This is a genomic window from Sedimenticola selenatireducens (genome assembly GCF_963675335.2).
Taxonomy (GTDB): domain Bacteria; phylum Pseudomonadota; class Gammaproteobacteria; order Chromatiales; family Chromatiaceae; genus Sedimenticola; species Sedimenticola selenatireducens.
In genome coordinates this window covers 1115674-1142002 of record NZ_CAXXYC010000004.1, presented here as the reverse complement: position 1 = coordinate 1142002, position 26329 = coordinate 1115674, and the positions used below count along the sequence as shown (strand labels likewise).

Sequence of the window (26329 nt, the reverse complement as noted above, 5' to 3'; positions counted from 1 at the left end):
ATTCATCCAGTATACAACATGCTCCAATTCATTTATGACCAGAGGTCGGTGCTGAGGTATCGCTCACCAGTATCCGGCAGCATGGCCAGGAGGATCTTGCCGCGAAATGCCTCTTCTCGGGCCGCTTTTATCATACCGGCCACCGCGGCGCCGGATGAGATGCCGGCGAAGATGCCCTCATGTTGCGCCAGGCGGCGGGTGGTGTCATAGGCTTCTTCAGTGGTGATCTGAAATATCCGGTTGTAGATTTTTGTGTCCAGGATTTCCGGAATAAATCCGGGAGCGGTGCCCATGATCTTGTGTTTACAGGCAATACCTTGCGAGAGGATTGGTGAATCAGCCGGTTCGGTGGCGATAATCTGGATCTCCGGATTGTGCCGGCGCATATACTTGCCGATGCCGGAGATGGTGCCGCCGGTCCCGGTGGTGCAGACAATGGCGTCGAGCCGGGTGCCGAAGTCGGCCCAGATCTCATCTGCCGTGCCCTTGTGGGCGTTGGGATTGTCTGGATTGAAGTGCTGTCCGACAAAAAACCAGCCATTTTTCGCGGCCAGTTTTTTGGCCTCTTCAATGGCCCCTTTGGTGCCTTTTTCCGCCGGTGTCAGCACCAGTTTTCCACCAAATGCACGCAGAATGGTTTTGCGTTCCTCGCTCATATCCTCGGCCATCACGAATACCGAAGGGTAACCTTTCTGGGCCGCAATCATCGCCAGGCCGATACCGGTGTTTCCGGAGGTGGGTTCGATAATGGTGTCGCCGGGCTTCAGTTCACCGCGCTGCTCCGCGCATTCGATCATGTTCAGGGCAGGCCGATCCTTGACCGAGCCGGCCGGGTTGAAGCTCTCCAGCTTGACCCAGAGTTCAGCGGCCAAGGTATCGGGGAACCTGTTCAGGCGAATCACGGGTGTGTTGCCAATAGTCTGCAGTATATTGTCGTATTTCATCAGGGTTGCCGGCTGTTATCGGGCCGGAGATGATAGCTTATTTCCTGTTTCTCTGCTCCTGGAGCCAGGCATGCGCGCAGAAATAGGCAGTAGTGCGGGCGAGGCTGACGAGTAAGGTTGCGGGTGTTAACAGGGTAAGGGGTAGCATTGGCTGCTATATTTTCTGGCAGAATATTAAAAATGCGATCATCCGCACACCGGATATGCCGCGGCTGGCCGATACCTTTCGATAGGAACCCAGAAACAAGAACAGGAGAGAAACATGTCAATGAGTAGCGGCACGCATCCCCATGCGCTCCACACTGCCGAACAGTTGGTGCAGGATTCCCTGACCCTGATCTCCCTGCCGGCCGCCTACACCCGTCTGCAGGAGGTAATGGCCTCGGAAGACAGCAGCATGAAAGATGTAGCGGATGTCGTCTCCCTGGACCCGGCCCTGGCCGCCCGGCTGCTGCGGATTGCCAACAGCGCCTATTACGGTCTGCCCTCTCAGGTGGAGACCATCACCCGGGCAGTGAATATTCTCGGTACCCAGCAGATTCACGATCTGGCCCTGGCCACCAGTGTGGCCCAGGCGTTTGAAGGGCTGCCCAATGATCTGATGGATATGAGCACATTCTGGTATCGCAGCGTGATGTGCGGATTCCTTGCCCGCGAGCTGGCCAGGTCATGTGACATGCGCGAAACCGAGAGCCTGTTTGTGCGCGGTCTGTTGCTGGATATAGGCCACCTGATTCTCTACAGCCGATTCCCGGAAGCGTGCCGCCAGGCACTGGCGGAGTCTGGTGATGATCTGCTGGGGTTCTATCGTCTGGAGCGCCAGTTGATCGGTTGTGACGCCAATGAGCTCGGTACCCAGCTGATGAAGGCCTGGAAACTGCCCCGGAGCTTTGTTGACTCATTCGCCTGCCTGCAGCATCCGGAAGAGGGGCAGTCGATGGCAAAACAGGCCGCTGTTCTGCATCTTGCCGCCTGGATTACTCACGGCCTGAACACCGATCTGCTGATGGAGCAGATATTTGAAAAAATTACCGCCCCCGCCTGGGATCTAACCGGTCTCAGCCAGCGCCAGGTGGTGGAGGTGACCGATACCGTCTCCGGCGAGATGATCGAGGCGATGTACCGGATTTTCGCCGTGGCCGAGTAGGTCTTTGATTCCCGTCAGCTCACTGCCCGGTTGCATGGCGCCTTCTGTTTTGCTGCGCCACCCGGTCTGACAAGAGCGTCTAGAGTCAGTCAAAACTCTGGGTCAGGATCACCAGTCGGTCGAGGCGGTTTCTGGCCTCGCCGCTGGCGATTGCCTGTCCGGCCCGCTCCACCCCCGCCTGCAGGGTATTTGTCACACCGGCCGTGTAGATGGCGGCACCGGCGTTGAGCTGCACAATATCGCGCGCCGGTCCCGCCTGATTGTCGAGCACGTCGCGGATAATGCTCAGGCTGGCTGCCGCATCCACCGCCTTCAGTTGGTCAATGGAGGTGCGTTTCAGACCGAAATCCTCCGGTTGGATGCTGAAGCGGCGCACCTGCCCCTGTTTCAGTTCCGCCACCTCAGTGCGATCTCCGATACTGATTTCATCCAGGCCGTCCCGGGAGTGGACCACCATCACATGACGGCTACCCAGTTTCTGCAGCACCTCGGCCATCGGCTCCAGCAGCTCTTCACTAAACACCCCCAGTAACTGATTGGGTACACCGGCGGGATTGGTCAGGGGACCCAGCACGTTGAAAATGGTGCGCGTGCCCATCTCCCGGCGCGGGCCGATGGCGTGTTTCATGGCGCTGTGGTGACCCGGGGCGAACATGAAACCGACCCCGACCTGGCGCACGCACTGTTCCACCTGCTGCGGGGTCAGGTCGAGCCGGATGCCGGCTGCCTCCAGGGCATCGGCGGCGCCGGATTTGCTGGAGACCGAGCGGTTGCCGTGCTTGGCTACGTTGCAGCCTGCCGCGGCGGCGACGAACATGGAGGCGGTGGAGATGTTGAAAGTGCCCGAGCAGTCGCCGCCGGTGCCGACGATGTCCACGGTGTGGGGCAGATCGCCGATGTTGACACCGCTGGCCAGTTCCCGCATCACCGCGGCAGCGGCGGCAATCTCGCTGACTGACTCCCCTTTCATGCGCAGCCCGATCAGAAAGCCGCCAATCTGTGCCGGGGTGGCGCCACCGGTCATGATAGTGCGCATGACGCTGGTCATCTCTTCGGTCGAAAGGTCCTTGTGGGCCAGTACCTGATTGATCGCCTGTGGCATCTCCATAGCGTTTCCCCTCGATTTTAACTGTGCGTCCCGTTATCTGGGTGAGTTTGTCCTAAAGCCTCATTTCAACCGCTAAGTACGCAAAGAACGCGATGGAAAACAATGAGTTGTATTCCCTTGATCTTTCGCCCGCCGGGCAAGCCATTGCATTTCTTTGAGTTCTTTGTGCTCTTCGCGGTTCAATAGAGGCATTTAAGTTTATTGATCTCTCGCGAGAATAATTCACGTTTATTTACCAGCCAAAAAATTGCGCAGCAGATCGTGCCCGTGTTCGGACAGGATGGATTCCGGGTGATACTGCACCCCCTGCACGTTCATTTCACGATGTCGGACGCCCATGATCTCGTCCATCTCCCCGGCCGCATCCTGGGTCCAGGCGGTGATCTCCAGGCAGTCCGGCAGGCTCTTCCGGTCGATCACCAGCGAGTGATAACGGGTGGCGGTGTAGGGGTCGTTCAGGCCATTGAAAATGCCGACATTGGCATGATAGATGAGCGAGGTCTTGCCGTGCATCACCTCGCGGGCGTGGACAATCCGGCCGCCGAATGCCTGGCCGATCGACTGGTGTCCCAGACAGACCCCGAGGATCGGGATCTGACCGGCGAAGCGCTGAATGGCGGCCACCGAGACACCCGCCTCGTTAGGGGTGCAGGGGCCGGGTGAGATGACGATCTGTGCTGGTTGCAGTGCCGCGATCTCCTCCAGGGTGATACCGTCGTTGCGGTAGACCCGTACGTCCGCCCCCAGCTCGCCGAAATACTGCACCAGGTTGTAAGTGAAGGAGTCATAGTTGTCGATCATCAGTAACACGGTTATGCCTCCCCGCAACTGCTGTTTTCCAGGCCGGCCTCGGCCAGTGCGACGGCGCGAAATACTGCCCGCCCCTTGTTCATGGTCTCGTCCCACTCCAGCTGCGGCTGCGAGTCGGCGACCACTCCTGCGCCGGCCTGGATGTGCAGCTGTTTGTCCTTGATGACAGCGGTACGGATAGCAATGGCCGTGTCCATGTTGCCGTTCCAGGAGAGATAGCCGACGGCGCCGGAATAGATGCCGCGCTTGACCGGTTCCAGCTCGTCAATAATCTCCATGGCGCGGATCTTGGGCGCCCCGCTCACGGTGCCGGCCGGGAAGGTGGCGCGCAGCACATCGATGGCGTTCATCCCCTCCTTCAGTTGACCGGTGACATTGGAGACGATGTGCATGACGTGGGAGTAGCGCTCAACGATCATCTTGTCGGTCAGTTTGACGCTGCCGGTTTTTGCCACCCGTCCGGCGTCATTGCGGCCGAGGTCGATCAGCATCAGATGTTCCGCCAGCTCTTTCGGGTCGGCCAGCAGCTCTTGCTCCAGGGCCAGATCCTCTGCCTCGGTTTTGCCCCGGGGCCGGGTGCCGGCGATCGGGCGTACCGTCACTTCGCCATCCTCCAGCCGGGTCAGGATCTCCGGCGAGGAGCCGACGATGTGGAACTCATCCAGGTTGTAGAAATACATGTAGGGGCTGGGGTTGAGTCCGCGCAACGCCCGGTAGAGATCCAGGGGCTGGGCGTGGTAAGGGATGGAGAGGCGCTGGGAGATCACGGTCTGCATGCAGTCACCGTCCAGGATGTATCCCTTGATCCGTTCCACCGCCTGCTTGAATCCCTGTTCGGTGAATCCGGAGATGAAATCGGCCTCATTGATCCGGCGGCGCGGACTGACTGGCTGATCCGGCAGGCACTCGCGCATGCGGTCGACCACTGTGCGTAGCCGTTTGCGGCCTGACTCAAAGGTGCCGCCGCTGGTCGGGTCCACGTGCACGATCACGTACAGGCGACCGCGCAGGTTATCAAACACCACCACCTCGTCAGATACCAGCAGCAGGATGTCCGGGGTACCTATACCGTCCGGATTGGGGCAGTGCGCCAGTTTCGGTTCGATATAACGAATGGTGTCATAACCAAAGTAGCCTACCAGGCCGCCGGTGAAGCGGGGCAGGTCGGGATGACTGGCGACCCGGTAACGCTGCTGGAAGGATTCGATAAATGCCAGTGGGTCTTCGACCTCATGGGATTCCACTATGGTGCCATCGGTCTCGATAGTGATGCTGTGTCCGTTCACCCGCAGCAGGGTGCGGCAGGGGAGTCCGATGATGGAGTAGCGGCCCCACTTCTCACCGCCCTGCACCGACTCCAGCAGATAGGAGTTGGGGGCATTGGCCAGTTTCAGATAGACGCTTAACGGTGTGTCCAGGTCGGCCAGCACCTCACACATGAGTGGGATGCGGTTGTGGCCCTGGGCGGCCAGCTGTTCAAATTGTTCTGGAGTCATTTGCCTCTCCACACGAGCAAAACTTAAAGACAGGGATAGGGGGGCGCGGTATCACCAACGCCATCGTGTTCCTGTCTTGTCTGTTTCGTGGTGGAGCATGCGGAAGGGTTTGTTGCCGTCTGATTTGTGGGGGCTAAGATAATCGATTACGGCACAAGTATCCAGTTTGATTGCAATTGGGGCGGATCACGTGCCTCTCGCTGTAATCATTCAAACAGGCCTTCGAGTTGTTCCAGTGAATCAATAACCGCATCCGGAGCCGAGTCCCGGATGTCCAGGCCGTGATTGTAGCCATAGGGCACACAGACAATATCAAATCCTGCCGCCCGTGCAGCCTTCACATCATTGGAGGAGTCGCCAACCATGAGGGACTCGGCCGGACTGAGGCCGAAATGTTCGGCGCTGTGCAGCAGCGGCAGCGGGTCGGGCTTTTTTCGTGGCAGGGTGTCGCCGCTGGTGATCAGGCTGAAATAGTCGTAAACACCCAGCGCCTGCAGCAGCGGGCGGGTGAACTGATCGGCCTTGTTAGTGACGCAGGCCAGGGTGTAGCCGGCGCTTTTCAGTTGCTCCAGCGCGGACTTTACCCCGGGATAGAGCTGTGAGCGCTGGCCGTTATGGCGGCTGTATAGATCCATGAACAGGGGCAGCGCCTGCGTGTAATCGGCCGTATCGGGCTCCCCGTCCAGTTGCCCGATCAGCGCCCGCTTTACCAGGCGTTCCACGCCGTTGCCGACCCACTCCCTGACCCGGGATTCGCCCCAGGCCGGGCGACCGATCTGGGTCATCATGCCGTCAATGCAGTGCGCCAGGTCAGGCACGCTATCCACCAGGGTGCCGTCCAGATCAAACAGGATCAGCCGTGGCTTTTTCACCAGTCCCGCGCTCATGCCTTGGCCAGCTCCTCGCGCATCTGACCAATAATGCTGTCGTAGCGGTGCGGATCGGATGCCTGAGCGTTACCAAAGATACCGGAGCCGGCTACAAAGGTGTCGGCGCCGGCGGCGGCAATCTCGCGGATGTTGTCGGCCTTCACGCCGCCATCGATCTCCAGTCGGATGTCCCGGCCCGATGCATCGATCAGTTGGCGGCAGGCGCGCAGTTTATCCAGCGCACCGGGTATGAAGCTCTGCCCGCCAAAGCCGGGGTTGACCGACATGATCAGGATCATATCGATCTTGTCCAGCACATAGTCCAGGTGGCTCAGAGGGGTGGCCGGATTGAACACCAGTCCCGACTTGCAGCCATGATCGCGGATCAGCTGCAGTGAGCGGTCCACGTGCTCGCTCGCTTCCGGATGGAAGGTGATGTAAGTGGCGCCGGCCTTGGCGAAGTCGGGAATAATCCGGTCCACCGGCTTTACCATCATGTGGACATCGATATCTGCCGTCACCCCGTGTTTGCGCAGGGCCTCACACACCAGCGGACCGATTGTAAGGTTGGGTACATAGTGGTTATCCATGACGTCAAAATGCACAATGTCTGCACCGGCTGCCAGAACACTGTCGACCTCTTCGCCCAGTCTGGCAAAGTCGGCGGAGAGGATAGATGGCGCTATTTTGTAATCGGTCATGGAACTTCTCCCGTTTGGCCGTGGCGGCCTATGAAATTGTGAATGGGGGCACTCTACCGCAAGCGCCGGCACTTTTCACCTGCAAATTTTGTAAGATATTGATTGAGAAGAGTTATTTATGGTGCCCATAAAATTATCTTAAGCATCCATTGGGGTGGTGGTCGACTACAGGTACGCTCTCCCCGGTACTGAGAAAAACAAACGGAGGTAATATGCGGATCAACTGCATCGCGATTGTTCTGCTGTTGTTCATGAGCCCGCTCTGGGCATCGGATCTGGCCCGGGAGGAGCGCCTTGCAGCGGAAATCCGGGAAGCGTTGCTGGTGGGTGAGCCGTTGATGCTGCAGGCGGACGGCAGGGATTTTTTTGCCATCTATGCGCAGCAGGATACCGACTACATTCAGGGAGTGGTGATTCTCCTGCATGGGCGGGGCGCGCATCCGGACTGGATGGATGTGGTCCACCCGTTGCGCACCCAATTGCCAGAATTTGGTTGGAAGACCTTGTCGATCCAGATGCCTGTTGCCGCTTCCGATGCCTCCGGCTGGGTTTACCAGGAGCTGATTCCCGAAGCCTTCCCACGCATCACTGCTGCGGTTGAGTATCTGAAACAGCAAGGGGAGAGCAATATCGTGTTGATCGGACATAGCCTGGGTGCCCGCATGGGGGTTGAGTATCTGGCACAGGGCGTGCCGGAAGAGTTGCGGGCGTTTGTGGCGATTGGCCTGCCAGCAGATACCCGTGCGCCGGACGGCGGTACCCTGGGGGGGCTGAAAAAACTCGACCTGCCGGTGCTCGATATCTACGGCAGCCGGGATATTGACTCTGTCCTCCTGAGCGCGCCGGCCCGTTCCGCAGCCGCCAGACAGGCAAAAAATGAGAGTTATCGACAAAACCGGATTGAGGGCGCGGACCACTTCTTCAATGGACTGAGTGGAGCGTTGGTGGCCGAGGTACGCGCCTGGCTGGGGCGGGTGGCGCCAGGTGTGGAGCAACGGCGGCGATGATTTGACGTTAACGTAAACGTGAACTAAGGTTTACCCAGCATTGACTGGAGAACGCCGGATGAGACAGAGCCGCCATAGTGATTCACTGAAATTTGAACCGCGCGACCCGAATTTTGCCCAGCGGGTGCGGGAGGCGTTTGCAGGGCAGGCCATGTTGGCTTCGCTTGGCGTGGAGTTTTGCCGGATTGAGCCCGGTTTTTGCGAGCTGCAACTCCCCTATCGGGAGGATATCAGCCAGAACCATGGCTATTTTCATGGCGGAGCCATTGCCACGCTGGCCGATGTGTCCGGCGGCTTTGCCGGCTGGAGTCTGCTGCCGGAGGGAATGTGGATTGTCACGGTGGAATACAAAACGAACATCGTGGCACCGGGCCGGGGGGAACGGTTGATCGGTCGTGGTCGTGTGGTACGTGCCGGTCGCTCACTGACCACTACCGAGATTGAGATTCTTGCCGTTGAGAATGGGCGTGAAACGCTCTGCGCCACAGCCTTGCAGACGTTGATGGCGGTCCAGGCGCAGCCGCTGAAAGGTACCCCCTAGTTTCCTGCTGCATGAGGGGTTACCGCGCTAAAATCCTCTCGATGGACGTTTTTGCCGCATGAAAGACTAACAGGATGGCCATGGAGTATTCGTGGTTTTAACGGGAATCCGGGAGGCTGAGCGGATCTCTATACTATATAGAGGCGCTGCAAGGATTGTTGCGCAGCAGCAGTTTGCTGCAGCGTAAATTTGCGAATAGGCTTGCAGATCGTACTCGGGCGGGCTAGAGTTTATTTGACTTTACCATGTTGTGTATCAGTACTTTAGCGTTTTTGGATAAACGTCTGATCTCGATATGGACGTTGGTGCGACGCCTCCGGCTGAGGAGGATCAGCACGGGGCAGGCAGGAGAGCTGCCCGTACCGGGATACATCAAACCGATGTCAACAATATCTCTCACAAGGGGAAAACTGTACCATGAAGAAAATTCATGTAATCGCCTCCGCCGTCGCTCTGACCGCGGTCATGTCAACCAACGCCTTTGCTGGCGCAACGCTCGATGCAGTGAAAAAGAAAGGGTTCGTGCAGTGCGGTGTGAGTACCGGTCTGCCCGGTTTCTCCAGTGCCGATGAAAAAGGTAACTGGTCGGGCCTGGATGTGGATGTCTGTCGCGCCGTGGCAGCGGCCGTGTTCGGCGATGCCGCCAAGGTTAAATACACCCCGTTGACCGCCAAGGAACGTTTTACCGCGCTGCAATCCGGTGAGATCGATATGCTCTCCCGTAACACCACCTGGACCCTGACCCGCGATTCATCCCTGGGTCTCAACTTTGCCGGCGTTAACTACTATGACGGCCAGGGCTTCATGGTGAACAAGAACCTGGGCGTAAAAAGTGCCCTGGAACTGGATGGCGCCTCGTTCTGTATTCAGGCCGGCACCACGACAGAGCTCAATCTGGCGGATTATTTCCGCGCCAACAACATGAAGTACACCCCGGTGACCTTCGATTCATCCGATGAAACCGTCAAGGCCTTCGACTCAGGTCGTTGCGACGCGCTCACTTCAGATCAGTCCCAGCTCTATGCCCTGCGCATCAAACTGGGCAATCCGGATGGCGCCATCGTACTGCCCGAGGTGATCTCCAAGGAGCCACTGGGCCCGGTAACCGCTCAGGGTGATGATGAGTGGTACAAGATTGTCCGCTGGTCGCTGTTTGCCATGCTGAATGCTGAAGAGCTGGGTGTGGACTCCGGCAATGTCGATAAAATGATGTCCAGCGATGATCCCAATATCCGACGTCTGCTGGGACAGGAAGGTATCAAGGGTAGCGGGCTGGGTCTCGCCGACGACTGGGCCGTAAATATCATCAAGCAGGTCGGCAACTACTCGGAGGCCTTTGAGCGTAATGTGGGTCAGGGTAGTGCGCTGAAGATAGCGCGCGGACAGAATGCACTCTGGAACAAGGGCGGTCTGCAGTACGCACCACCTATCCGCTGATCATTGTGCCGGGGTGGCCGGCGGATACAGCGGGTCGATCCATGTGATCGCCGCTGCTTCCGACGGATTCTCTGGCGCCTTGGGAGCCACGGGGCGGGTTAGCAGCTGCCCTGTGGCTTACTTGCCTTAACTACCCTGAAGGTATTTTTATGGCGGATGAACAACGGAGAGTGCCGGAACCTGCGAAACCGGCACTCTGGAGACGGCCTGCAGTCCGTTCACTGGTTTTCCAGATTCTGCTGGTCGCAGGCATCGGATTATTCGGTTACACCATCTTCCAGAACACCCTCCATAACATGGAGCAACGTGGCATCAGCACCGGTTTCGGCTTCCTGGAAAATGAAGCCGGTTTCGGCATCCTGATGACCCTGATACCCTTCGATGAGACCTACACTTACGGCCGCACATTTCTGGTCGGGTTGCTCAACACCCTGTTGGTGGCCTCATTGGGCATCTTCTTCGCTACCATTATCGGTTTCATCATGGGGGTGGCGCGACTGTCGCGGAACTGGATTATCTCGCGCCTGGCCACGGTCTATATCGAGGTATTTCGAAATATCCCCCTGCTGCTGCAGATCATGTTCTGGTACTTTGCCGTACTGCGACCGCTACCCGGGCCGCGTCAGAGCATGATATTCAACGACACGCTGTTTCTGAGCAATCGCGGTCTCTATATGCCAAGCCCAGTCTACGAACAGGGTTTCTGGCTGGTGGTCGTCGCCCTGGCGGTAGCGATTGTGGTCAGTATCCTGGTGATCCGTTGGGCCCACAAACGGCAGGAGGCAACGGGCGAGCAGTTCCACTCCGTGTATGCCTCTATCGGACTGGTGATTGGTCTGCCGCTGCTGGCATTTTTCATGATGGGCATGCCGCTGAGCTGGGATTTCCCGGTGCTGCAGCGGTTCAACATGGCCGGCGGCATGGTGATCATTCCCGAGTTGGCCGCCTTGCTGGTGGCCCTGAGTATATATACCGGTGCGTTTATCGCCGAAGCGGTCCGTTCCGGCATCCTGGCGGTAAGCCATGGGCAGACCGAGGCGGCCCGCGCACTGGGCCTGCGTCCGGGTCCGACGTTGCGTCTGGTGATCATTCCCCAGGCGTTGCGGGTGATCATTCCGCAGCTGACCAGCCAGTACCTGAACCTGACCAAGAACTCCTCGCTGGCCACCGCGATCGGTTATCCCGATCTGGTGGCGGTGTTTGCCGGCACCACCCTGAACCAGACCGGTCAGGCGGTGGAGGTGATCGCCATGACCATGGCGGTCTATCTGGCGATCAGTCTCACCATTTCGCTATTCATGAACTGGTATAACAAACGTATCCAACTGGTGGAGAGGTAAACCATGACTGTGCATACCCCCCATCCCGACCTGCCCCCCCCAACCCTGAGTGTGGGTGTGCTCGGCTGGTTGAGAAGCAACCTGTTCTCCTCGCCGCTGCATTCGGTGTTAAGCCTGTTCGCCATCTATCTGGTCTATCTGACGGTGCCACCGATCATCAGCTGGGTATTTCTGGATTCCACCTGGGTGGGCGATACCCGGGAAGCCTGCAGCGGGACCACGGGTGCCTGTTGGGTTTTCGTCAAGGTGCGCATGAATCAGTTCATGTACGGCTTCTTTCCCGAGTCCGAGTACTGGCGCATCAATCTGGCCTTTGGGCTGCTGATTGTGCTGGCCATACCGCTGTTCATAAAGAAGTTTCAGCACAAGGGTAAGTTGGCGATCTTTATCCTGGTGTTCTATCCGATAATTACTTTTCAGCTCTTCTCCGGAGGCAATTTTGGCCTCACCCCGGTAGAGACCAGCAAATGGGGCGGCCTCAGTCTGACCCTGATCCTGGCCGGAGTTGGCATCGTGGCCTCGCTGCCTATTGGTATTGTACTGGCTCTGGGACGGCGCTCAGAAATGCCAATCGTAAGGTCGGTCTGTGTGGTGTTTATCGAGTTCTGGCGCGGGGTGCCATTGATTACGGTACTGTTCATGTCCTCAGTCATGTTGCCGCTGTTTCTGCCCGAGGGAACCAATTTCGATAAGCTGTTGCGGGCCATGATCGGAATCGCCCTGTTTCAGTCGGCCTATATGGCCGAGGTGGTAAGGGGTGGCCTTGCAGCGATACCGAAGGGGCAATATGAGGCGGCGGAGGCGCTGGGACTCAGCTACTGGAAGAGCATGGGGCTGATTATCCTGCCCCAGGCGCTGAAGCTGGTGATCCCCGGCATTGTGAACACCTTCATCGCCCTGTTCAAGGACACCACCCTGGTCTTGATTATCGGCCTGTTCGATCTGCTGGCGATCATCCAGCAGGCATTCGCCGATCCGGACTGGTTGGGATTCTCCATTGAGGGGTATGTGTTCGCCGCCAGTATTTTCTGGATTTTCTGTTTCAGTATGTCGCGCTACAGCATGGCGCTGGAAAAGAAACTGCATACCGGCCACGCCCGGTAACCATAATAAATAGGCAAGAGTTGGAGACACGCTATGTCTGAGACCGACAACGCACCCCGCCCGTCAGAGGATTCTGCTGACCTCACTATCGAGATGCGGAGCGTCCACAAGTGGTATGGCCAGTTCCATGTCCTGAAGGATATCAATCTGGCGGTAACCCGGGGCGAACGGATTGTAATCTGCGGGCCTTCCGGTTCCGGCAAATCCACCATGATCCGCTGTATCAACCGCCTGGAAGAGCATCAGCAGGGACAGATTATTGTCGACGGCACCGAGCTCACCGACGACGTGAAGCATATCGACCAGGTGCGCAAGGAGGTGGGGATGGTGTTTCAGCACTTCAATCTGTTCCCGCACCTGACCGTTCTGGAAAACTGCTGTCTGGCGCCGATCTGGGTGCGCAAAATGCCACGCCGGGAGGCTGAGGCAGTGGCGATGGAATATCTGGAAAAGGTGAAAATCCCGGAGCAGGCGAGGAAGTATCCGGGGCAGCTCTCCGGTGGACAGCAGCAGCGTGTGGCGATCGCCCGCAGCCTCTGCATGAATCCCCACATCATGCTGTTCGATGAACCCACCTCGGCGCTGGACCCGGAGATGATCAAGGAGGTGCTGGATACCATGATCGAGTTGGCGGAGAGCGGTATGACCATGCTCTGCGTGACCCACGAGATGGGCTTTGCCAAGACCGTGGCCAACCGGGTGATCTTCATGGACGCTGGTGAGATTATCGAGGAGAACGAGCCCCACGAGTTCTTCAACAATCCCCAGTCAGACCGCACCAAGCTGTTCCTCAGCCAGATCCTGCAGCACTGAACCCCCCGCCCGTCAGCCAGACAATGACTGGCGGGCGCTTACCCGCCCAACTCCGCAAGCAGTCGGTCAGTCATCGCAAGGGCCTGTTGTTCATAGTGGCCGCCGAATAGGTTGAGATGATTGAGGATATGGTACAAGTTGTAGAGGGTCTTGCGGATTTGATAGTCACTGTCCAGGGGCCAGGCCTCGTTGTAAGCGCGGTAGAAGCGGCTGGAGAATCCGCCAAACAGTTCGGTCATGGCCAGGTCGGCCTCCCGGTCACCATAATAGACGGCCGGGTCATAGATGACGGGCTCTCCGTTCCCGTCGTATCCGAGGTTGCCCGACCAGAGATCGCCATGCAGCAGTGAAGCGGCCGGACAGTGGTCCAGCAGCCCGGGCAGTTTTTCCTGCAATCGGGCGCCACGTTCCTGCAGTAGTCCCTGGTATCCCTGTTGTGCGGCCAGGGTCAGTTGAAATCCCAGCCGCCGCTCGCGCCAGAAATCGATCCAGCTGTCGCATGGTTCATTGGGCTGGGGGGTGGCGCCGATGGTGTTGTCGCGATTCCAACCGTAACGGCGATTGGTCGTGCGATGCAGTGCGGCAAGCTGGCGGCCGGCAAGTGCCTGGTCACCGGTATTTTTCAGCGGGAGATATTCCAGTACCAGATAGGTGTGAGTTTCTGTCATGCCGACGCAAATCACGCCTGGAGTGTGGATTACCCCGGCCGCTGCCAGTGCCTCCAACCCCGCCGCCTCACTTTCGAACATCTCCAGGTTTCCCGTTTGCGCGAGCTTGATGAAATAGGTCTGGTCACCGAAGCAGAGCTTCAGTGCCTGGTTAATGCAGCCGCCGCCCAGGTTGGCGATACGGTATGTCGTGGTCGGTGTTCCGGTGATCCGCTGGATGATATGCGGCAGGATTTCGCTCTCTGCCGTCATACCTGTGGATAGGCCGGCTGGGTCCTGCCCAGGCGTTGGTGCAGTGGGCTGGAACGGGGAAAGTGAGCGCGCAGGAACTCCATTTGGTCCGCCAGTACATTATGGCCCTGGAGATAGATGTACTCGGCATGGGTCGGAATGAAGGGGATGGCCAGCAGTTGCATGTCGGCATCCTCCGGCGTGCGCCCTGCCTTGTGATTGTTGCAGCGGATGCATAACTTATAGTTGTAATATAGACGCCGCACCCTATACTTGAAAGCCATATAGACTCCTTGAGAATGAGATGGATGGCCTACACCCGAAAATTCAATTATACGCGATACAGCATCTCTGAGTCCGGAGATCAGATTGCGCTGGGTCCTGAGACATTTGTCGGCCCCCTGCCTAGGATTTTTTGGGGTAATGGGGTGGAGTGGGCGGAAGCAAGTCTCTACCTTGCAGCTAGGGCAGACGTAATCCCTGAAGGTTTTGGATCCACAGATGCATTGGCTAGTCATGCCAAGCACCTTAAGGCATACGCAGATTTCATCGAGTCAAATGATGACCTGGAGTGGGATAAGTTCGGCGCCCGTCGTCGCCAGCGTCCTACTTACCGGTTTAGAGGGTATCTAATCAAGTGTCGTGATGAAGTGGGCGATCTGGCGCCAAGTACAGTCACGAATAGGATTCGATCTGTCAAAGCTTTTTACCAATGGATTTTGGCGAACAAAATACTTTTTCCTGAATATGATGTATACGAACCTAGAACAGCAAAGATCCGAATCGCCCGCTGGCACGGGATTAATGACGCGATAACCGTCCACTCAAGCGACTTGGCGATTCCAAATCGAACAAGGTCGCGCAATGGCGTAGAAGGTGGATTGCTGCCACTGTCACTGGAACATAGGAACTTGGCCCTGAGCCTTGCGCGTAAGTACTGTACTGAAGAGTTTGCTCTGGCGCTTGAGCTTGGGTTTTACACCGGAATGAGGATTGGATCGATCATCGATATCAAGGTCGAGACTATTGAAATGGCTAAACCTAGTCGTGACTTGCCCGGATACTATGAACTCGCGATCGGGCCAGCACACAATGTCCAGACCAAGGGAGATGTGAATTACCACCCAGCCATTCCGACTGGAATACTAAGGAAGCTGAACGATTACATCTGTGGGGTGAAACGCTCAATTCGGAAGGCAAAAGCGCAGGAGTCAGGCAGTAACGCGAATCTCGTGTTTATTACGCGACGTGGCGCCAGATACACGGTGACAAGCTGGCAACACGAGATGAATAAACTCAGGGCGTTAGCGTTGGCCCGAGGTGTTGATCTATCGGAGTTCTATTTCCATTGCACAAGAGCGACATTCGGTACGCTGTTGGTCGCAGCAATGCTCAGTCAGCCGACGGCCAAAACTGTCAATATCCTTGCGACGATCAAGCGACTTATGGGGCATGCGCATGAGAGGACGACACTCGAATATGTCAAATGGGTAGAGACGCGAGAGAGTATTGGTGCACTCGTTGATGAATACGGCGAAACACTTTTTGGTCCTGCAAGTGAATAACGATTTGACGTTACATCTGACGTTGAAGGGGAAAGAGAAACCAAGAGACCTTCATACGCTCCTCAAACCAGAGTTGATAGTAATGCGGATAGATAATGCCGCCGCATGGCTTGATACACATGGTCATCCGGCTCGTGTGAATCCGAACCGACTCGCCTTTGTCACAAAACTTTATTGCTATCTTGATGACATGCTGGTCACTGGGATAACTGGTGAAAGGGTGGAGACAGCGCTTTCTATGATCAGAAGATTTATGGTGTTTGTTGATAGACAGAAGTCAAACAGCTTGGAACTGGCGGCCTTAGAAAAGCACTTGCTAGCTTACGACCGCATGATGATTGGCAAGGTTAAAACCTCTCAAACCTCTCAAAACACGGCGGGATCTAACGTAATTACGGTGGCACGGTTTGTTGCATATATGCTCGGTGAGGGCTGGAATTCATTTCGCCTGCGGAACAACCTGATTTCACAGTCCAGATATAATCCTCCTGCTGATAACCAGCATCAACAGATACAAGGTTTTTGTTCCGATCTAGGCGACATCATTGATGGTGTTAGCGTGGAGGCACTAAAAGCGCTCGAGTCACCGATGGTGCGCTTCAGGAAACGTGATGAACACGAAGAGTATGTCTGGCGTCTCAGTCCGCATGGGGTTTCGGCAGAAACCCCGTATCCCTTTCGACACCTAAGAGCTATAAAGACAAGGGTGCTTGCCGAAATGAAGCGTTTTGTTGCTGTGACTGGCATGAATCCGCATACCGTGGAGAAACTAAGGGTTGATGATTTGATTTTTGATTCAGGATCAAATCGTTATCGAGCGGTAGGCTTTAAAGGGCGTGCAAAGGCAAATGTCGAGGTAGATATTCCAAGAAGCTACGTCGCTGCATTGAGGCAGCATATTTCCTTCCTGAAAGCGATCGATTTTGAGAACAAAAGAGACCTCTTATTTCCAGTCATCGGCGGCGTGTTTCAGGGTGGAAGATATTGCACGGCGTTTAGATATTCAGAATCGTTTAATCAAAAAAGCCTGCGAAAGTTGTTTAGTCGGGCTGGACGACCATTCTTTAATGGTCGAGATTTGAGGCGGAATAAGGGTGTTTATGTCTTAAGGCGAAAGGACGGTGATTCACTGAAAGCAGCTGCCGTTCTTGGCAACGCTCCAGCAACTGCTGCAAAGTATTATGGTGGGCAGGGCAATAGGGCAGAAAACGAAGTTGAAATGACCAGATACTTCCAGGGACTTATGGAGGCATCTGAAAGTCGCTTGGCTCGCGCCCCTGATCCGGGGTTGTGTCAGTCGCCGAATAGGCCAGTGGCCGTTCCAGATGCGCCACAAGCCTTCAAGCCGAAGTGTGGTGCAGAGAATGCCTGTCTGTTTTGCCAGCAATATCGTGCTATCGATACGACGGATTATCTCCATGCGTTGCTGACACGAAGAGAAGAGATTCTGCGGCGAGACGGTGGATTGCAACATCCACAGACATACGAAACATTGAAGCGTATTGGTAGATTTGTTCAAGTATACAGGACATTGTCTGATCAGCATGAGGAGGAGGCAGAACGGATAGCTAAAGAGGTCGAAAAGGGTCGGCTTCACCCCTTTTTCCAAAATGCAGTTGAGATGTCCGATATCGGCTATGCTGGGGCGTTGCCATTAAAGGATCGGGTATAAGTAGTACTCTTGGTGCGCAAATGACTGATTTATTATATGACAATAGCTACACACTAACTCTTGCACTTGAGCAAACAACACATGTTGAAACGGATACGTTTACGCTAGATCCGTTCGACCCGAAGCCTGATACACCGGTTGCATGGGATAAGGACGGAAATGTGGTGAGCAGGTTCTCAGATGCGGAGTGGGATTACACCTCTTGGGCAGGAGGGCGTAGAGAAATCATCAATTTTTACTACGAAAAAGGTTTTAATGACGAAGATGTTTATGTGGGGAAGCGCCTCGCTCTGCTTAGGTTGTTTGGAGTCGGTCCTGCTAACTCGCTTAGAAACGCGAGATATGAGTACTACGGGGTAGCTAAGCTATTTTTGGCATGTCGAGAACGTGGAATTCAGCTGAAAGAGCTTGCTGACAATCATGCTGTGTTCCTCGACCTGCTAAAGGATAAAGCTACAAAGAATGCGCTTACTAAGACGCGGGGGTTGTTTCTTTTGGTACTCGCTAACCATGAGAGACTGGGGTTCCGTATTCTGTCTCATGCGCAGCTTGAGATGTTTGTGAGCAAGGAGAAGAGAGCTGTAGAACAAACACTATGTATTCCAACACGCATCTATCAATCATTGATAGATGAGAGCATTCAGATAATAGACCTATACCTACAGCATAAAGACACAGTCGAGACAATGCATTTGGATTTATGTCGAAAATACCGTGAAGAAATTGATGCTGGACGTTTTTCACCGTTTCACACCGGCTATCACACGGTAACAATGAGTGACTTTGTTTACGGGTATGGGCTAACGGACTTGATACTGGCTCTGTGCCCCGTTTATGAAAAAGTCACGGTTACCGCATACTCAGCTGCGATTAAGTCTGTGCGCCAGGCTGGCGCAATTTTGATATCGCTGTTTACTTTCATGCGGTCATCAGAAGTCTTGTCAATCAAATGCGGTGGTATTCGTGAGGACTACAGTTTGACGTTGGGCAGTATCTACTATGTCCGCGGGCAATCCACTAAAACCAAAGATCAGCGTGACGCAATTTGGACGACGTCAGCTTATGCTAGGCGTGTTTTCGAGGCTCTCCGGCATATTAATTTGATGCATCTACAATCGGGGTGGCATGCGAACAGTGAATACTGGCAAGCTAACTTGGACGGCATGCTGTTGTTTGCACAGTTGTCTGCGCCATGGACAAATTCGAATTCCCGGCACTCTTTAGAGCACCGGGATGAGACTCTTACGCGCTACTACGGAAAATACTGGCCGAAATACTTTGGTGAGGTGATGGGGTGCCAAGTCGACGACATTGAAGAAGCCCTGAAGCTGACGCCTAGCGCTGACGTGGAAAGGTTGGTGGTAGGTAAACAATGGCCCCTTTCACACCATCAATTCCGACGGTCTGGCCTAGTCCATGCTGCGGCGAGCGGCATGGTGTCTCAACCCTCTTTGACGTACCAGGCAAAGCACACAAATCCGCAAAACACCTTGTACTACCAAAAAAACTTTCTTGAATTAGCAGCTGATGAAGGCAAAGAAGATGCTGTGATACAGGCGCTGTTAGATTTGCAGGATGAGTCAGTCCGCAAAGAGTACGAAAATGAGTTATTCCATGCATTCGAGCGGGACCTGGCGGAATTGAAAGCGAATGATAATCGGTTCTTCTCGCCAGCTGGGCAACATAATAAAGACCGACTGCTTGATTCGGTTAGGATTATTTCATTGGATGAGTTCAAGAAATTGAGTCGTAAGGGTGTGGCTAGGAGAACGCTTCTGGGGGCTTGTTTTGAGCAGGGCTTTTGTGAGTACGGTACGGCTGCATCAGTGAAAGGCTGTGTGACCAAAATGAATGGTGAACCATGCGTCAAGGCATTGGTGGATGCAGAAAAGCGAAAGGCAATCATCGATCATCGTGAAGATATCGAACATGACCTGGTGGCATTGCCTGTAACGCGTGAGAACGAATTGGTCAGGGAAAGCTGGTTGGCAGATATAGAAGCCGCCAACAAAGCGATAGACCTGATTGACTCGCATATGGAGAGATTAGCGAATGATGACTAAACACACGAATAACGAGCGTGTAGATGCAATAGGGGGGATCCCAGCGTGGGCCCGAAGTCCTGGGGCAAGAAATCTGCTGAACGCCTTTCGCAGGCTTTGTGATGGCCGCCCATTGGTTGTTCCCAAGGGGTCTCAGGTTTCGCAGAACAATGTGGCGAAAGAAGCAGGTCTACATCCCACCGCCTTGAAGAAAGATAGATATCCAGAACTAATCAATCTGATTGCTGAGTACAAAAACACTCAGGGTTTAAAGCCTAAATCTAAGACAGAACTAGAAAAGCAGAAAGCGAAGACAAGTGGGCGACTGAAGGAAGAGCTCGAGCGTGTGAGGGCCGAGCGAGATGAGGCACTTAGCAAGGTTACGACGTTGATGTTGGAGAATTTAAATTTGCGTCGACAGATTCTTCGCATAGTTGATGATCCTGAATGCGAAGGCATATCAAAAAATACGGTTGGCTCTATCAGCTGTAGTAATCGTGATTGACCTGACAGTTAGTGTCAGATTTGATTTACACTTAATTTCTACTTCCGGCCATAAGCAAGAATCGCAGACTTTTATGCATCAACCTGTGCTCTCAAAGTCAATTTAGACCGCCTGTGACACTAACTGATCGTTAGAGAATCATCGTCGAGAGTCTGGAATCGACATATACCGGCCGTTCAGATTTCCGGTCTATAGTTCAGAACCCGGCCAGTACCGGACAAAAGTATGAATTACACAAAAGAAGATGTTGAGAAGTTGGCTGTCGCTACATTTCAAGATGCGGCTAAAGCAGAGAAGTGGCTGCATATACCAATTAATGCCTTGAATGGCTGCACCCCTTACTCGAAGCTTAGAGACGAGGAAGGTATGGATGAGGTGATTTCGATCCTGGATAGGATAGCGTCTGGTGAGTTCACCTAACGGCACATAGCCGCCATTAACCCAAAACGCCTGTCAGGTTGATAATATTTGTAAGTAGTCGCTCGTCTTGCACCCACTCTTGCTTACAGAAAATGGTTGCTTTCGATCTTCTGTAGCGAGTGTCAACTTGTTAAAGAGCATCAAGCCTGAGGATTAAAAAGTTTAGTTGCTTGTTTGACTCAGAATGTTGCATAGAAGTTAGATCTCATCTTAGGATATTGAAAAATTCCGTCGAAACGACATCAGCAAGCTTCTTGTAGCCTGCTGCGGTTGGGTGAATTTCATTGAGCCAATCACCATCGTCATCAGTAGTTCCTAGTCTCGCCCTGATAAGAGTCTCTCGCGTGGCCGAAATTACATGGAAATTGTCTATCTTGTATGAAAGCTCTGCTATTGCTACGGCCAGAAACTCGAATATATAGTCGGTTAGAGATATCCACAATTCTTCGGGAACATCATTTGCCTTAAGAGCAGGAAAAATCCAAGGTCCAGCAAAATTGAGTCCCAAAAACTTTGCTTTCGCGTTTCTTGGTGTTGGGTAGTCATATACATGGGTGACTATTGGGGTATTGGCATTTGAAGCACTATCGCGCATTTTGGCAATCTCATAATAGCCCTGTTGGACTCGCATTTTGAGATTTGCCAGATCAATTGCGTTTACATAATCTAACATGTGCTTCCCTGCCCCAACTGAAGAGGAGCATATAATTTGATCAGCTAGATCTATCAAGTCATTGCCTCCACCGCTAATAAATATGGCATCCCATTTTGTTAGGAATTCTTTTTCCGCAATAAGTTGATGCAGTGTTGGATTTGAAGAAATTGAGGACATTTTCTTGATGGTGTCACTAGGTTGCGCGAGATTTACCAGCAAAGTGCTTTGTGCAAATCGTAATGGAAATAGCAAGTTACTAGAGGGTACAGCCCCTATAGAAAACCAAGAGTCACCTTCGCAAAGTATCCGTTTGGTAAAAGCCGGATCATCAGGACCTGAAGTTCCAGTTTCTGTGTAATTGTCTGCACCATAGCCATTAAAAGAGATCACTTTTGCCGAATAGTCCAAATTCATTTCTTTCTCCTTGAAGTTCACAGGTCAATTTAGATAACTCTTCCTCGTATTTCTCTAACAGCGACTTCGTTTCTTTAATTGCTTTTACTAAGGTACTTGACGATTGAGTGTACTTAAACAAGACTGTTTTTAGGTTGCTCAATAAAAATGGCTACATTACCCCATCGTAGCCTATGCTAGGAAAGGCGCGGGTAAAGGGAGGTTAGCAGCAATGGTCAAGATGCGAATAGAACACGGTAGCATTTGGCTAATTATCACATTAGCTATGATCTTGACTTCCGAAGGAAATAGCCAAGAGTTTGAGGGTGGCGATATGTCTAGCGGGCCACCTGGTTATGGGGATGGAGTCTCACACCGAAGATATACGACTTCACAACCCGCTTTCTCGCCAAATTATAGCAATGAAGTGAAAAGCTCTCCTTGGGGTTCGGGCTCGTGGGGTAATCGCACACATGAAGGGACATCTGCTTATCTGTCTACGGCCTCCAGAGAATTGCAGCATTTATCCTATCAATCGCAGGAGTTAAGCAGAAAAGGTGATTACGACCAGGCCACCGAGCTGTTAATGCAACGTCTGGAAAAGAGCAAAGCGCATTTTGGAAAGGACAGTCAAATCACCTTAGGGGCGCTGAACGATGTAGCAATCGCAAAGCTACGCTCTGGCGACTATCTGACAGCTGAAGAAGATCTGCTCCTTAGTTACGAGGGACTAAAGAATTCTGTAGGTATCAATGATCCCATGACCCTAACGGTAGCCAACAACCTTGGGTTTCTCTACCAGAGCAAAGGTGAATTTCAAAAAGCTACCCCATACGTGGAAGTTGCCTACAAGACACTCAAACAACATGCCCCTTCTGATTGGCGCACCTTGGCAATCCAAAACAACCTGGCAGAGAACTACGTTATGGTTGGTCGGGTCGACGAAGCGGAAAACTTTCTTAGGGATGTGATCGATCAACTCGACCAACAGCCTGGGAGAGGAGAGGCTCTGAAGTACGAGGCGACCAATAACCTGGGTACTGCCCTGGTAAAGCAGGGAAAAGTTGAAGAAGCAGTTCGCCAATTTCAGTCGGCGATCGATGGGCAGCAAAACTCACCAAGTGGCTATCTGATTCGCGCAGATGTCTATCGCGCTAATTTGGCGAGTGTGTTGGCACGGCAAGGTGAGTTGGATGCGGCCGCCGCGCTGTATGAACAGGCCTTGCAAGGTCGGCAAGATCTGCTTGGCGAGTGGCACCCCGAGACTGTGCGAGCAGTTGTAGACCTTGGCCAGGTGTACCACCAGCAGTATCGGATGGCCGAGGCGGCCGTCCTGTACAGCCGAGCACTCGAAGCGGCAGAAGCAGGAGTGCAGCCAGTGGCTGGACCGTTTGGCTCAGTCGCTACAGTAGCTGGGTTGCAGCAGCGCTACGCCGACGCTACCAATAAGCGCACACTCGATCAAAACGGCAGTGGATTACAGCACAAGCCCTATTGGAACGGCTGGTTTGAGCGCGACGGGGTGTACACGCAAGAAAATCTAACACCGGATCACGAGTACAGCTTTTTTCTGGATTTGTCGGCATACGACTATTCCATGCTCCTGGCTGGGGCCGTAGCCAGCATGGAGGCCGACCGGAGGTTGGTGGAGAGACTTGAACAGGCTGATGAAAAGTTGCGCTTGCGGCTGCGCCCACTTCTTGCGGGAGCAATCGAACCGGCAGAACCCATTGAGGATATCCGGGTGACGATTGAAACTGAGCGCTTGAATGTGGCAAGCGTGGATGAGAAAGAAGCTTACGAAGCCTTCCGTGCCGGAGAGATGAACGCGCGCGCTTTTTCGTCAATCGTCAGTGTCGCTTCTGTCCGTTCTCAGCGGAAAAAGTACCCGACGATCCACATCCCTGTCATTGCAAGTGAAACCACCGGCTGTGGCATCGTAGCATTCTCCGTCTGGGATGAGTCCGGCGTCGTGCCGCTGGACTACCTGGTATTTCGCGTTGCCGTCGGGGAGCAAGCCACCGGTTGTCTGACAGATGGGCGCGCGGCACCGTTTGACAGCGGGTTGAATTCGCTATTGGCGACGTCGGGCGGCAAACGATCGATTGGCGACCGCAAGATCGAAGCAGGTCTGCACCTTTTTGAAGTGAAACAGGGGATACGCCGAACGCGGGCATTTGCAGTGTTGGTCGATGGCAGGGATGCAAACAACCCGGATATCTACAATTGGGAGTTAGACTCCCTACTCAGTGACAATCTGAATAAAGTTATGCCGGGCAAGTTAAGTATCGCTCACAGTTCCAAAGACGATGGAGCTTTCGCTGCCGTTTCAAATGAACTGCGAGCGGTGTTATTTGAACGCGTCCGTGATAAGGAAATGGCAAGCCGGGCATGGGAGGTGCTGAAGGAACTGGGACAGGAGAAGAAGCTGGTAGCAATTCGCTTGACTGACACGGTGGGTGATATCCTTTACGTGCCACTTGGCTTGTTACACAGCGGGGGTGGTGAGCAGTCGCTTCCCGGTTCATTGTCCTTCCTCCAGCCGCTTCCATATGAGCGCTATGGCGATGCAGACCGCTGTGTCAAGAATTGGTCCTATCTGCTTCCTCACAAACTGTCAGGCGTTATCAACAGTGACAGTACTTTGCGGGCAATTGACTCGAATATCCGAGATACGGGTTGGGTACGTAGAATCTTCAATACGGTGCCAGATTCGATAGAGTACCTGAGCGGAGCCAGCGCAAATTCTCAGCCAGGCGGTGCGTTGCCCGAAGGGATGGTATCCATCGCTCACCATGCCGATGGTCAGTTCTGGTTCGACGATGAGCGCGACAAATTTATCGCCGATGCCATTCAGCGCACCTATCCGCCTGGTAGCGTTGCCGTTATGGTTGCCTGCGAGGCTGCGGGTATGGACTACGAAAACCGCAAGGCACTATCGCGGCTCAACCAACACGGCGTCGACCTCATCATCGCGGCACCGTTCCAAGTGTCCGCCACTTATGCACTGGAAGTCACCAAGCACCTCAGCGACCTCATGAAAGACGCTCACTCGACGTCTGGGCCAGGTGTGGACCGAAGAATCGTTAGCCTGTTCAACCGTGCAGCGGCCCGTGCGGGCGAAGAATTAGGCACTCAGCGATATAAAGACATGCGACACGAATTTCTTGTATTGGGTGATCAGGGTGTGCGCCTGTGCGCCCCAGGTGAGGGACGATAATTAGTATGAAAATTCCTGGTTGGGAAGGTGGTGCGTTTACTCTGTGGCTCCTGAGCGTGCTATTGGTTACAGTGATGCCCATCAAGGCGGAAGAGATCGAAACACCGAGGGATCCGGAGCGCTACTTGACCGTTATCAGCGACTTGCACATAGGGCTTGGCAAGGTCGACGGCCGTTGGCATGCGTATGAGGACTTTCGTTGGCCGAATGCGTTGGAGGGCTTCCTGGATGCTGTGAATAAGAGAGGCAAGGGGCGGGTCGACCTTGTCATCGCCGGTGATTTTCTTGAGTTGTGGCAGGTGCCTGATGATATCTCTTGTGACGGAGATGGCCCGAACCTTGGCTGTACGATAGAGGAGGTCGTACGCATCACGCACCGCATCGTCAATGCCCACAGTGGCCCCGGTGGAGCGTTTGAGGCGCTGAAACGTTTCAGTCAGGAGGCGGACAACCGCATTACCCTGCTGCCGGGCAACCACGATGCCGCCTTATTGATACCTGAGGTGTGGATGGTAGTCGGGACAGCACTCGAGGCATCGTCAGGACGTGTCAGGCTCGCCGGACCGGACTCGCAGGGCCGCTGGATTTCTCCAAACGGCCAGATAGTCATCGAACATGGCCAGCAGATGGGCCTCGACGTCAACCGTTACAAGCAATGGCCAACGGTCGTGGACCGCGAATCTTCGCGAATGATTAGAGTCGAGGGTGAGCTCAACGTGCAGGCACTGTTCAACGATGTCGAGCGGACCTATCCGATCATCGACAACCTCAGCCCCGAAGTGAAAGGTGCCTGGTATCGCGCGCAGGATCGAGGAGTGTGGGGGAGCATTGCCGATGTAGCACGACTGCTCGTGTTTACGTTGTTCGAGACATCCCTAGAGCACAAAGTGGATATATTGGGCAGCGCACCGGCAGTTGAAGCCGGACAGGTCGTTTGGGATCTGGACTACGCACGAGGAAAACTAGGTTACTTGCTGTTTGCCGAGAGTCTCCCGAAAGGCGATCTGGTCGGTCAGTTGTTGTTGTCAGATAGCAAAGATCAGGAGATCGTCGCGTTGCGAGCCAGGCTCGATGACATCGGCCAGAAGATGGATGACGCATCGCTTCAACACATGTGTGACCAACTGTCCATCCAGGGTAATTACCGTTGTGAGGATCCCACGACAGGCGCCACCCTCAATGTACTCGTGAAGTCCCGTTATCGGGTGAAACAGGATCACCTGATAGGTCTGCTTGAAAGTGACAAGCGCTACCGCAACATGGGCGTGTTTATTTACGGCCACACGCACCAGTTGGAGGCTGGGCATTCGATAAAGGTCGGTGATGATGAGATCATGGTCTTCAATTCCGGGGCATTTCAGCGCGTGATGGACGATGAGAACTACCGACGCCGCATTGAGACCGTGCACCCGGGGATGTCACCCGCAGAGGGTCTAAAGAGATTAAAGCTAGAAGACGACTTTAAGCCTTGTTACTCGGCAGTTGTCGGTTCGCTGCGTAAAAACGGCCAGGACCTAAATTTACTCCGTTGGCACATGCCCGAAGGGGGGAAGGGACGTTTCGTTGAACCAGGCAATTCACTGTGCAAATGGTGAGGGAGTGAACCTCTTTTTTCGGTAAAAAGGTGATGTCATTAACCGC

The 26329-nt window shown here is 54.3% G+C and carries 22 protein-coding genes and 1 pseudogene; 14 read left to right on the top strand and 9 right to left on the bottom strand.

Going from position 1 to position 26329, the window contains the following annotated elements:
- Window positions 1–32: 32 nt before the first annotated feature.
- A complete protein-coding gene (gene cysK, locus ACHZBF_RS16485; protein ID WP_273440173.1) occupies window positions 33–944 on the bottom strand; it encodes a cysteine synthase A in 912 nt (303 codons plus the stop codon).
- 262 nt (window positions 945–1206) lie between these two features.
- On the opposite strand from cysK, the gene ACHZBF_RS16480 reads away from it, so the two are divergent.
- Complete coding sequence (locus ACHZBF_RS16480; RefSeq protein WP_321529040.1) at window positions 1207–2091, top strand: HDOD domain-containing protein; 885 nt, start codon at window positions 1207–1209, stop codon at window positions 2089–2091.
- Window positions 2092–2176: 85 nt separating this feature from the next.
- On the opposite strand, the gene trpD is transcribed toward ACHZBF_RS16480, so the two are convergent.
- The 5 genes from trpD to rpe all read right to left on the bottom strand — a co-directional run bounded on the left by trpD (window position 2177) and on the right by rpe (window position 7075).
- A complete protein-coding gene (trpD, locus tag ACHZBF_RS16475; protein WP_321529039.1) occupies window positions 2177–3199 on the bottom strand; it encodes an anthranilate phosphoribosyltransferase in 1023 nt (340 codons plus the stop codon).
- A gap of 228 nt (window positions 3200–3427) precedes the next feature.
- The gene (locus ACHZBF_RS16470) at window positions 3428–4009 is read right to left on the bottom strand and encodes an aminodeoxychorismate/anthranilate synthase component II (RefSeq protein ID WP_273440169.1); all 582 of its coding nucleotides are present in this window, start codon (window positions 4007–4009) and stop codon (window positions 3428–3430) included.
- Window positions 4010–4011: 2 nt separating this feature from the next.
- Window positions 4012–5505 (bottom strand): anthranilate synthase component I, encoded by a 1494-nt coding sequence (gene trpE / locus ACHZBF_RS16465; protein WP_321529038.1) that lies wholly within the window; start codon window positions 5503–5505, stop codon window positions 4012–4014.
- Between the two features lie 206 nt (window positions 5506–5711).
- A complete protein-coding gene (locus tag ACHZBF_RS16460; RefSeq protein WP_321529037.1) occupies window positions 5712–6392 on the bottom strand; it encodes a phosphoglycolate phosphatase in 681 nt (226 codons plus the stop codon).
- Window positions 6389–7075, bottom strand: a complete 687-nt coding sequence (rpe, locus tag ACHZBF_RS16455; RefSeq protein WP_029132345.1) for a ribulose-phosphate 3-epimerase — start codon at window positions 7073–7075, stop codon at window positions 6389–6391. Before rpe ends, ACHZBF_RS16460 begins: the two co-directional genes overlap by 4 nt.
- Before the next feature lie 212 nt (window positions 7076–7287).
- On the opposite strand from rpe, the gene ACHZBF_RS16450 reads away from it, so the two are divergent.
- From ACHZBF_RS16450 to ACHZBF_RS16425, 6 genes are all read left to right on the top strand, one after another.
- Window positions 7288–8082, top strand: a complete 795-nt coding sequence (locus tag ACHZBF_RS16450; protein WP_321529036.1) for an alpha/beta fold hydrolase — start codon at window positions 7288–7290, stop codon at window positions 8080–8082.
- 58 nt (window positions 8083–8140) lie between these two features.
- On the top strand, window positions 8141–8623 hold the full coding sequence (locus ACHZBF_RS16445; RefSeq protein ID WP_321529035.1) for a PaaI family thioesterase: 483 nt from the start codon (window positions 8141–8143) through the stop codon (window positions 8621–8623).
- Window positions 8624–9040: 417 nt separating this feature from the next.
- The gene (locus ACHZBF_RS16440; protein WP_288107663.1) at window positions 9041–10060 is read left to right on the top strand and encodes an amino acid ABC transporter substrate-binding protein; all 1020 of its coding nucleotides are present in this window, start codon (window positions 9041–9043) and stop codon (window positions 10058–10060) included.
- Window positions 10061–10209: 149 nt separating this feature from the next.
- Window positions 10210–11400 (top strand): amino acid ABC transporter permease, encoded by a 1191-nt coding sequence (locus tag ACHZBF_RS16435; RefSeq protein WP_321529034.1) that lies wholly within the window; start codon window positions 10210–10212, stop codon window positions 11398–11400.
- Window positions 11401–11403: 3 nt separating this feature from the next.
- The gene (locus ACHZBF_RS16430; protein WP_321529033.1) at window positions 11404–12504 is read left to right on the top strand and encodes an amino acid ABC transporter permease; all 1101 of its coding nucleotides are present in this window, start codon (window positions 11404–11406) and stop codon (window positions 12502–12504) included.
- A gap of 33 nt (window positions 12505–12537) precedes the next feature.
- Complete coding sequence (locus ACHZBF_RS16425; RefSeq protein WP_029132351.1) at window positions 12538–13317, top strand: amino acid ABC transporter ATP-binding protein; 780 nt, start codon at window positions 12538–12540, stop codon at window positions 13315–13317.
- A 38-nt stretch (window positions 13318–13355) separates the two neighbouring features.
- Here the strand turns inward: ACHZBF_RS16425 and ACHZBF_RS16420 are convergent, their stop codons facing one another.
- Together ACHZBF_RS16420 and ACHZBF_RS16415 are read right to left on the bottom strand one after the other, a co-directional pair.
- Window positions 13356–14237: a fructosamine kinase family protein gene (locus tag ACHZBF_RS16420; RefSeq protein WP_321529032.1), complete on the bottom strand. Its 882-nt coding sequence runs from the start codon at window positions 14235–14237 to the stop codon at window positions 13356–13358.
- Window positions 14234–14452: pseudogene (locus tag ACHZBF_RS16415) on the bottom strand (HNH endonuclease); the annotation flags it as partial. The gene ACHZBF_RS16420 and the pseudogene ACHZBF_RS16415, both read right to left, overlap by 4 nt.
- Before the next feature lie 72 nt (window positions 14453–14524).
- Between ACHZBF_RS16415 and ACHZBF_RS16410 the strand changes: the two are divergent.
- The 5 genes from ACHZBF_RS16410 to ACHZBF_RS16390 all read left to right on the top strand — a co-directional run bounded on the left by ACHZBF_RS16410 (window position 14525) and on the right by ACHZBF_RS16390 (window position 20420).
- Window positions 14525–15781 (top strand): site-specific integrase, encoded by a 1257-nt coding sequence (locus ACHZBF_RS16410; RefSeq protein ID WP_321529031.1) that lies wholly within the window; start codon window positions 14525–14527, stop codon window positions 15779–15781.
- Window positions 15741–17453: a hypothetical protein gene (locus ACHZBF_RS16405; protein ID WP_321529030.1), complete on the top strand. Its 1713-nt coding sequence runs from the start codon at window positions 15741–15743 to the stop codon at window positions 17451–17453. The genes ACHZBF_RS16410 and ACHZBF_RS16405 overlap by 41 nt, the downstream gene beginning before the upstream one ends.
- A gap of 20 nt (window positions 17454–17473) precedes the next feature.
- Window positions 17474–19516 (top strand): hypothetical protein, encoded by a 2043-nt coding sequence (locus ACHZBF_RS16400; RefSeq protein ID WP_321529029.1) that lies wholly within the window; start codon window positions 17474–17476, stop codon window positions 19514–19516.
- Window positions 19506–20000 carry a hypothetical protein gene (locus tag ACHZBF_RS16395; RefSeq protein WP_321529028.1) on the top strand — a complete coding sequence of 165 codons (495 nt, stop codon included), beginning with the start codon at window positions 19506–19508 and terminating at the stop codon, window positions 19998–20000. The genes ACHZBF_RS16400 and ACHZBF_RS16395 overlap by 11 nt, the downstream gene beginning before the upstream one ends.
- Before the next feature lie 225 nt (window positions 20001–20225).
- The gene (locus tag ACHZBF_RS16390; RefSeq protein WP_321529027.1) at window positions 20226–20420 is read left to right on the top strand and encodes an MbcA/ParS/Xre antitoxin family protein; all 195 of its coding nucleotides are present in this window, start codon (window positions 20226–20228) and stop codon (window positions 20418–20420) included.
- A gap of 205 nt (window positions 20421–20625) precedes the next feature.
- Here ACHZBF_RS16390 and ACHZBF_RS16385 read toward each other — a convergent pair whose 3' ends face one another.
- The gene (locus ACHZBF_RS16385) at window positions 20626–21489 is read right to left on the bottom strand and encodes a hypothetical protein (protein ID WP_321529026.1); all 864 of its coding nucleotides are present in this window, start codon (window positions 21487–21489) and stop codon (window positions 20626–20628) included.
- A 565-nt stretch (window positions 21490–22054) separates the two neighbouring features.
- Between ACHZBF_RS16385 and ACHZBF_RS16380 the strand changes: the two genes are divergently transcribed.
- On the top strand, window positions 22055–24688 hold the full coding sequence (locus tag ACHZBF_RS16380) for a tetratricopeptide repeat protein (protein WP_321529025.1): 2634 nt from the start codon (window positions 22055–22057) through the stop codon (window positions 24686–24688).
- A gap of 5 nt (window positions 24689–24693) precedes the next feature.
- On the top strand, window positions 24694–26283 hold the full coding sequence (locus tag ACHZBF_RS16375; RefSeq protein ID WP_321529024.1) for a metallophosphoesterase family protein: 1590 nt from the start codon (window positions 24694–24696) through the stop codon (window positions 26281–26283).
- Window positions 26284–26329: the final 46 nt, after the last annotated feature.

Bases quoted from the DNA above. Each gene is read 5' to 3' on its own strand.
- cysK (WP_273440173.1), bottom strand. From the start codon at position 944: ATGAAATACGACAATATACTGCAGACTATTGGCAACACACCCGTGATT.
- ACHZBF_RS16480 (WP_321529040.1), top strand. From the start codon at position 1,207: ATGTCAATGAGTAGCGGCACGCATCCCCATGCGCTCCACACTGCCGAA.
- trpD (WP_321529039.1), bottom strand. From the start codon at position 3,199: ATGGAGATGCCACAGGCGATCAATCAGGTACTGGCCCACAAGGACCTT.
- trpE (WP_321529038.1), bottom strand. From the start codon at position 5,505: ATGACTCCAGAACAATTTGAACAGCTGGCCGCCCAGGGCCACAACCGC.
- ACHZBF_RS16460 (WP_321529037.1), bottom strand. From the start codon at position 6,392: ATGAGCGCGGGACTGGTGAAAAAGCCACGGCTGATCCTGTTTGATCTG.
- rpe (WP_029132345.1), bottom strand. From the start codon at position 7,075: ATGACCGATTACAAAATAGCGCCATCTATCCTCTCCGCCGACTTTGCC.
- ACHZBF_RS16450 (WP_321529036.1), top strand. From the start codon at position 7,288: ATGCGGATCAACTGCATCGCGATTGTTCTGCTGTTGTTCATGAGCCCG.
- ACHZBF_RS16445 (WP_321529035.1), top strand. From the start codon at position 8,141: ATGAGACAGAGCCGCCATAGTGATTCACTGAAATTTGAACCGCGCGAC.
- ACHZBF_RS16440 (WP_288107663.1), top strand. From the start codon at position 9,041: ATGAAGAAAATTCATGTAATCGCCTCCGCCGTCGCTCTGACCGCGGTC.
- ACHZBF_RS16435 (WP_321529034.1), top strand. From the start codon at position 10,210: ATGGCGGATGAACAACGGAGAGTGCCGGAACCTGCGAAACCGGCACTC.
- ACHZBF_RS16430 (WP_321529033.1), top strand. From the start codon at position 11,404: ATGACTGTGCATACCCCCCATCCCGACCTGCCCCCCCCAACCCTGAGT.
- ACHZBF_RS16425 (WP_029132351.1), top strand. From the start codon at position 12,538: ATGTCTGAGACCGACAACGCACCCCGCCCGTCAGAGGATTCTGCTGAC.
- ACHZBF_RS16420 (WP_321529032.1), bottom strand. From the start codon at position 14,237: ATGACGGCAGAGAGCGAAATCCTGCCGCATATCATCCAGCGGATCACC.
- ACHZBF_RS16410 (WP_321529031.1), top strand. From the start codon at position 14,525: ATGGCCTACACCCGAAAATTCAATTATACGCGATACAGCATCTCTGAG.
- ACHZBF_RS16405 (WP_321529030.1), top strand. From the start codon at position 15,741: ATGAATACGGCGAAACACTTTTTGGTCCTGCAAGTGAATAACGATTTG.
- ACHZBF_RS16400 (WP_321529029.1), top strand. From the start codon at position 17,474: ATGACTGATTTATTATATGACAATAGCTACACACTAACTCTTGCACTT.
- ACHZBF_RS16395 (WP_321529028.1), top strand. From the start codon at position 19,506: ATGATGACTAAACACACGAATAACGAGCGTGTAGATGCAATAGGGGGG.
- ACHZBF_RS16390 (WP_321529027.1), top strand. From the start codon at position 20,226: ATGAATTACACAAAAGAAGATGTTGAGAAGTTGGCTGTCGCTACATTT.
- ACHZBF_RS16385 (WP_321529026.1), bottom strand. From the start codon at position 21,489: ATGAATTTGGACTATTCGGCAAAAGTGATCTCTTTTAATGGCTATGGT.
- ACHZBF_RS16380 (WP_321529025.1), top strand. From the start codon at position 22,055: ATGCAACGTCTGGAAAAGAGCAAAGCGCATTTTGGAAAGGACAGTCAA.
- ACHZBF_RS16375 (WP_321529024.1), top strand. From the start codon at position 24,694: ATGAAAATTCCTGGTTGGGAAGGTGGTGCGTTTACTCTGTGGCTCCTG.